Here is a 6,023-nt window from a genome sequence, read left to right as displayed (position 1 = left end):
ATTTTATTGTTAGTAGATACTTACCCCCATCAACATACTTGTAAAAAATATCGGTAATTTTCCTGCTTTAATTCCTGAGACTGAAAGTACTGTGTCCTAATCAGACTCCAGCACTCATGCGCTCGATAAGGACAGATTTAAAAGTGACAAACTGAGGTAGGCGAACCGAGCTCTTCATTTTTTACAGAAACACCGGTTGTTATGCCAGAGCGGACAAAGTACGAAAATCACTCCGATTCCGGCGCTCTTAACAACAACCGGAGAATCAAATCATGATGACTAAAGCTACCCTACTCGAAGATCAATTCGTCAATATGGCATTCATCACTCGACTGACCGGTTTAACCGATAAATGGTTCTATAAACTCATCAAAGATGGTGTGTTCCCCAAACCTATCAAACTGGGCCGTAGCTCTCGCTGGCTGAAAAGCGAAGTCGAAGTCTGGCTTCAGGAGCGCATAACGCAGTCCCGCCGGTAATCCCTGCTCCACCCAGTGACCCCATTCAAAATCGTATTTTCACTATCCGCTCAATGCGGAGGGTTACGGCTACCTAAAATCTGACATTCAAGGACCCAACATGCAAAACACGTCTCCGATACTCAACCATTATCAAACCTGGCTTGATGGCTTCACCCGCATCAGCCTTTGGCACGGTTTGTGTCAGCAGGAGCTCACGCAATGGCACCGGCTGGCGATGACATCCTGCCTCACCCCCGAGGGCACCGTTATAGTTATTCCGCAGTGCCTGCTTCAGATAACGCACTCATCTGGCGTAGACGCGTGTTCCGTTGCCCCTAAGATAACCAAACAGACCGATTGGCCCCTACTCTCCGGTGTGCTACTCAACGAATGTTATCGCTTGGATAAAGGGACGCTGGCGGAGCAGTTACAGATGATGTTCCGATTGCATGCCCCGACTATTCAGCAGGCCCTGACACTGCTGTTCTGGTGTGAACTGGTTATAGGGTCGGAGATGAGTGAGTGGTATACGCTGCACTTACGGCTTCCTGACACACTGAGTCAATGGCTGGCAGCGAAGCAGAAAGCCTACCAGGGCCTGACAATGCTGACTGAAGGTTATAACCGTGCCGCGCGACCACGTCCTCACAGCGGAACATCAGTGGGGGACTGACCCGTCAGAGGACCGTAGGCGCTTGCTGGCATACACGCATGGGTTTTCCCTTAATCACGTAGCAGGAGCCTGTAGAGGCGCAAATAAAGCCTATTTTATACAGTGTGTTATCGTGCATCAGCGCATCCGTTCCTTTTCGTCCCACACCGTACAGCCCCATTAACCCTATTCCCTGACAGTCAGAGTCACTGTCCGATGCTATCGGCGGCTTCTGGCTGCATACCCTTTGGCCCCAAGGATTATTGAATGAAAGACTATAAACCCCGTTACGAAGAGCTCCATAAATATTACCAAACCTGGCTGATGGGTTTTACAAAACTGGCCGTTTGCCAGGGTATGTGCCATCAGAATATTTATTACACCCATACCCTGACAGTAGGATGTCTGCAATTTCCTGGGAAAGACCCAGTTATTGCGATTGTTCCGCAATGCCTGCACCGAATCATTTACGGTAAAGCATCGACAGCATCCTTATCCCTTGAGGACGACCTGAGCGTCAGTTTATGTACGCAGGAGCATTTGCTCGTCCATCATCCGATGCTGGAAGGTGTCCTGCTTTCTGAATGTGTCCGCTTAAAACAACGTTCACTGGCGAATAAACTCACCAGCCTGTTTCAACAGTTCAGCGGAACTGAGCTCCGTCTAAAGCTTGTCTGGCTGTGCTGGTACGATTTGATGCTGGGAAATAGTCTTGCTGACTGGATTGAAAATCTGAAGTTAAAATCAGGCGAGGAGGTCAATAACTGGGTTAATGACCGGCAGACTGAGAACCACAGGCTCACCAGCATGATGGATGAATACGTCTGCTTTGCGTATCGCACTGTACTCGAACCGCTGATTTAAGCCACTCGAAATGCTGACGGGATACATCGCCATTCCAAGGTAAACACATATTTTATGGAACAGCTAACTTCGGAGTGATTATTGTCATTAAAACAATCAGTTAAGCCTTGTGCTAAAAGGTTCCTCTGAACGGTACTTATGTCGGATAGGTAATATATGCCTGTTAAGTACGCGCCTAATAATCTATGAATATTCATATTATACAGATGCTTAAATAAATACCTAAATGAGCATAAGGCTGTAATCATCTGATCCATATGCTGAACAACAAACAACGCCTGTAATCAGTATCCCTATCAACTTTACTCCCTGAATCTCCCAATCACTATGCCTGTCTGTGTTTCAGGAAGGCAGCACTATGCCTGCTGTTTCCCTACAGGTGGAGGAAACTATTATGTTTTTGTTCGATGACATCATCCACCCAATGGTAGTGGATCAACGCCATGAACCTTTCAACGGGAAATATCTGCAGCGTATCGAAGGGGTACTCTGTAACGCACTGCAGGACCATCCACAAACCACGGTTATCAGGGTGGATTTACACTTACCGGAAGACGAGGATGTGGGTGACAGTATTGTCAGTGATGCTGACTTAAGCCAAGGGCTGATGTCCCGTTTTATCGAATCGTTGAAAGCTCAGATAGTCGCTTACCGGCAAAGAAAAGCCCGGGAAGGTAAACGCTGCCATCGCTCTTCAGTTCGCTACGTCTGGGTGCTGGAGCAACCAGAACTGGGTGGCAAGAAGCATTATCACATGGCCCTCTTCGTCAACACAGACACGTTCAATGCTCTGGGAAGCTACGGCGAGCAGGGGAAAGGTCTGGCCTCTCTTGTTCAGAACGCCTGGCTAAGTGCAATGAAGAAGCGTGACTGGCCTGAATATCTGACGCTGGTGCACTTTGTTGATAATCCTCTGGCTTTCCTGGAGCTCAATAAGCCGGAGTTCATGGATAAACTGGATGCACTGACTTTCCGTTTGAGCTACATGGCAAAGCATCGTACCAAGCGTTACAGCTGCGAGGAACGCTCATTCGGCTGCAGTCAGTACTGAGACGTTACCATAACGACCGGCTCTGTGAGATGGGCCGGTACTCAGCCCGGCATCTCGATTTAATTACTTAGCGTCCCCTTCTTTTGACTGGTGCTATTCTCAACTCAGGCAGAGGTTTCCCATGGAATGACTTAATAAAAAACTGACAAATGCGCAGCGAATCAACCCTGTGCTCTGGGCAGCAATTGATCACTACCCGCTACTGGCGCCGTTTCGGTGACCATGCACAGACGCGTATCGCAGCAGGAAACCCTCACCGCCTACTTCGATGGATGTGGGAAACTGACGGTACCTTACGGTGTCGGATGCTGCTGTTTAACCTTGCCATGTGTCATCATCTACGGCTGCTTGTTCCGCTGAAGAATAATTGGAGGCTTCTCTGGTGAGTGAAGCGTGGAACGATGTATGCCCGGCTGGTGAGCTAGCCGGAATGAAGTTCTTCCTGATAGATCGAACCCATCCGAAGGTGTTTGACCTGCAGTATACTGCCCTACGGGATGCTGCAACTGGCTTCTCCTGTGTCTACGGCCCGCAGCGGCCCGCTTGGGTGAATATCGTCAGTCATCCAGACGCGAAACAGATGGAGGCGGTTTATCAGCAGACTTCCGGTGGTAGCCCGTCGCCGGTAAAGTGAGTAACAGATACTGAAATATGACCAGAAGGCGCCAATACCGATTGAGTTGTACCCCCTGCCAAAGTAAAACGGATCCTTCCGCAACTTGCGGTGGTTAAGGATGTATAAAACTTTTTAGTTAACAATAATATAAGCCACTTTACGTTAAGGATAACTAATGTGGTATCACTTCAGACTCTGCTGTCATTACCGTATGGTTGGAAAACCTTACCCATATCCTGTGTGGGCTAAATAGTTTTTTGCATGATCGCCAACCTTTGTTCACACCGTGTTATCTTCGTGGCTCAGTGGAAAATGCGGGTGCGTACTCAAACGCACCCGCCACTGTGAGTCACACATCTTTGACCGATGGCATGGTGCTAACCATGGTCATTCATCGACAGGACTCACCCTGCATCCTCGGCAACCGCTGTGAGGGCTAAAGCGACGAATACCCCTTACGACACCCGACAGGTTGCTTATCGTTAGAATCAATTCCCCTTCGCCAACAGAAAAAATAGCGTTTTCACTGATGGGCGAGAACATGCCCTGCAACCTTGTATGACAGTGGTGAGCTTTCCTACACCAGCATGTTTTTTTTGATATTTACATTTTCAATTGATCGATACTAACGATCGATAGTATATTATTGATCGTTATATTCTATCAAATAAAGGGGTGTGGCGATAACTTGATGGGTAACAAGGACAGTCGATTCTTTAAGCGTTTATGCCTGTCGTTGTGACAATAGCTCTGTAGTCAGAGCCTGGACCCTGAGGTGTTATCACTGCCCATGACTCTACTCACAAGGAAATGTCATGATATTCAATAAAACGTTGCTGTCGGGTTTACTGGTACTGGTGTCGGCCTCGGCATTGGCTGCCTCTGAAAATGGGGTCTACCTCTCGGGTAAGGTGGGCGTGGGGATAACGAGTCTCAGCAATCAGTCCCTGAGCTATGCATCAGACAGGGTTTCTGATGATTTTGGCAGTAAACGTGACAGTAACTTTGCGGGCTCTCTGGCGGCAGGTTACGATTTTCATCCGCAGTTCAGTCTGCCGATGCGCCTAGAACTGGAATACACCGGTTACGGGAAAGCAAACTCCAATAACAACATGACGTATGACGAAGGCCCATTTGGCTATCCTGGCTATGAGGGTAAAACAGAAAACAACCTGGACGTTCAACTTCAGACCGTGTTGATGAATGCCTATTGGGATATGCATAACAGCACAGCGTTCACGCCGTGGGTTTCTGCCGGTGTGGGTTTCAGTCGTCTGTCTTTGGATCAATACACCGTCAGTACCGATACCCAAATTAGCACTGGCATGGTTGATGGTTCGGTAAGAAGTGGTAACCACTCCGGCAGTACTACCAACTTCGCCTGGGCGGTGGGGGTGGGGGTTAATTGGGCTATAATGGATAACGTGAGTATGGACCTTAGCTACCGTTACCTTGATGCCGGGGATGTTGAAACAGGTTATACGACTCGCCGGGGAAATCGTGAAACAGCGAAAGTCTCGGTGACGTCGAATGACGTGATGCTGGGCGTGCGGTATGCTTTCTAAGTAATCATACTCTGTTGTGCCCTCGTTAGGCATGGTGAGTTCAGGTACTGCGTCAGCGCCTCACCAGGGTCATTATCGACGCAGTCCACCTGAACAGCCGTCAGATAAGACAGCCGCCAGTAAAAATATTGTCACTGTTGCCAATAGCCGATTAGGGTAAAGTCGCCCTCAAGCTAAAAGTTTTAAAGACTGGAAACGTAATTCATCCGACGCTCTTCGCACAGGGGATAACCATAATACAAAGTCTTAGCCTGACCTTTATGCAACACTGAAATCACCTATATCCCCTTAATTAGTTAGTAATTCGCCTTGATGAATCGAAGCCTAACATCGGATTAATTATCCGTTTCAGCTTGCAGTGGTCACATTTAATCATGTTATTGAGGTGTTTTACTTGGTGTTGATGCCACATCCGGTGGGCACTAGCCTTCTCGTTTTTTATATTTAGCCTATAAACGATAAAAGCCCTAACGAGTATAGTTAAGGCTTTTAAGGTACTGCATACTTGAAATTTGACATTAATATACTTAGTGACTTCGTACTGCTTTGGGTACTACTTTAAATGCACAAGTTTTTACAGATAATATTAGGTGATAAAATTTGACTACAACTCCTATATTCTTCCGGTTTTAAACTACCTGTTAGTTTTTAGAACACTAAGTCAGGCTAGGTTAAACAAGTACATCTCCCCTTCGCGATATATAATCTTTGATGCGTGGCTTTACTGTTGTCGCAATATTTTAACCATGTTCTCTAACATTGCCGCGACATTAAATAACTTATGTAACAGAGCCTTACATCATCGCATTTTTGT

6 protein-coding genes are annotated in these 6,023 nt (G+C 47.2%); all 6 read left to right on the top strand.

Going from position 1 to position 6,023, the window contains the following annotated elements:
• Positions 1 to 272: 272 nt before the first annotated feature.
• The 6 genes from V1952_RS19400 to V1952_RS19375 all read left to right on the top strand — a co-directional run bounded on the left by V1952_RS19400 (position 273) and on the right by V1952_RS19375 (position 5,209).
• A complete protein-coding gene (locus tag V1952_RS19400) occupies positions 273 to 479 on the top strand; it encodes a helix-turn-helix transcriptional regulator (RefSeq protein ID WP_219651522.1) in 207 nt (68 codons plus the stop codon).
• 100 nt (positions 480 to 579) lie between these two features.
• On the top strand, positions 580 to 1,134 hold the full coding sequence (locus V1952_RS19395; protein WP_420075352.1) for a secretoglobin family protein: 555 nt from the start codon (positions 580 to 582) through the stop codon (positions 1,132 to 1,134).
• A 246-nt stretch (positions 1,135 to 1,380) separates the two neighbouring features.
• Positions 1,381 to 1,977, top strand: a complete 597-nt coding sequence (locus tag V1952_RS19390; RefSeq protein WP_420075351.1) for a hypothetical protein — start codon at positions 1,381 to 1,383, stop codon at positions 1,975 to 1,977.
• Positions 1,978 to 2,371: 394 nt separating this feature from the next.
• Complete coding sequence (locus tag V1952_RS19385; RefSeq protein ID WP_219651516.1) at positions 2,372 to 3,028, top strand: inovirus Gp2 family protein; 657 nt, start codon at positions 2,372 to 2,374, stop codon at positions 3,026 to 3,028.
• 382 nt (positions 3,029 to 3,410) lie between these two features.
• Positions 3,411 to 3,662, top strand: coding sequence for a hypothetical protein (locus tag V1952_RS19380; RefSeq protein WP_420075350.1), 252 nt, complete (start codon positions 3,411 to 3,413; stop codon positions 3,660 to 3,662).
• A gap of 797 nt (positions 3,663 to 4,459) precedes the next feature.
• Positions 4,460 to 5,209 (top strand): outer membrane protein, encoded by a 750-nt coding sequence (locus tag V1952_RS19375; RefSeq protein ID WP_271311741.1) that lies wholly within the window; start codon positions 4,460 to 4,462, stop codon positions 5,207 to 5,209.
• Positions 5,210 to 6,023: the final 814 nt, after the last annotated feature.

This window comes from Yersinia sp. 2542 StPb PI (genome assembly GCF_048593855.1).
Taxonomy (GTDB): domain Bacteria; phylum Pseudomonadota; class Gammaproteobacteria; order Enterobacterales; family Enterobacteriaceae; genus Yersinia; species Yersinia enterocolitica_E.
The sequence above is the reverse complement of the archived record's forward strand: the minus strand, read 5'-3'. Positions and strand labels throughout refer to the sequence as shown.

Bases quoted from the DNA above. Each gene is read 5' to 3' on its own strand.
- V1952_RS19400 (WP_219651522.1), top strand. From the start codon at position 273: ATGATGACTAAAGCTACCCTACTCGAAGATCAATTCGTCAATATGGCA.
- V1952_RS19395 (WP_420075352.1), top strand. From the start codon at position 580: ATGCAAAACACGTCTCCGATACTCAACCATTATCAAACCTGGCTTGAT.
- V1952_RS19390 (WP_420075351.1), top strand. From the start codon at position 1,381: ATGAAAGACTATAAACCCCGTTACGAAGAGCTCCATAAATATTACCAA.
- V1952_RS19385 (WP_219651516.1), top strand. From the start codon at position 2,372: ATGTTTTTGTTCGATGACATCATCCACCCAATGGTAGTGGATCAACGC.
- V1952_RS19375 (WP_271311741.1), top strand. From the start codon at position 4,460: ATGATATTCAATAAAACGTTGCTGTCGGGTTTACTGGTACTGGTGTCG.